General features: G+C 59.2%; 2 pseudogenes. Both read left to right on the top strand.

The features are described 5' to 3' along the window. Positions 1–86, top strand: a pseudogene (locus ACR0JF_RS23375) (glutathione-disulfide reductase); the annotation flags it as partial. A gap of 72 nt (positions 87–158) precedes the next feature. Then, positions 159–657, top strand: a pseudogene (locus ACR0JF_RS23370) (FtsH protease activity modulator HflK); the annotation flags it as partial.

Below are 657 nucleotides of genomic sequence, written 5' to 3'. Positions count from 1 at the left end.
AAGAAGATTTTGACCGTACTGTCGCCGTGCATCCGGTGATGGCCGAAGAACTGGTGACAATGCGGCAACCTGTGCGCACGGCTTGATTTGCAACCGCGCGCACACAAGTTACAAAGGACGCCGTGATCACACGGTCAAACACAAGGGAACATATACATATGGCGGGCAACAGCGGTGGCCCCTGGGGGGGCGGAGGCTCTTCCGGTGGTGGAGGAAATCGGGGAAATAACGGGGACGGGCGCAAGCCACCCGAAGGCGACGGCCCGCAGATCCCCGAGATCGACGAGCTGATGAAAAAAGGCCAGGAGCAGCTGCGCGTCCTGATGGGCGGTCGCGGCGGCGGTGGCCGTGGCAGTAATGGTCAGGGTTCAGGCGGTGGCGGACCGATCTTTACTAAGGGCACCGTTATTATTGGTGGCTTGGTGGCTGTTGGTCTTTGGGCTGCGGCAAGTTTCTACACGGTTAAGCCGGAAGAACAGTCCGTTGAGCTGTTTCTGGGCGAGTTTTCCGCTGTTGGAAATCCTGGTCTGAACTTCGCGCCGTGGCCTCTGGTAACAGCTGAGGTCATTCCGGTTACACGCGAACAGAACGAAGACATGGGCGGTGCCCGTGGCAGCGACGATGGTCTGATGCTGACCGGTGACGAAAACGTGGTCG

Source organism: Ruegeria sp. BG11 (assembly GCF_056538565.1).
This window is presented reverse-complemented; position numbering and strand designations above follow the sequence as displayed.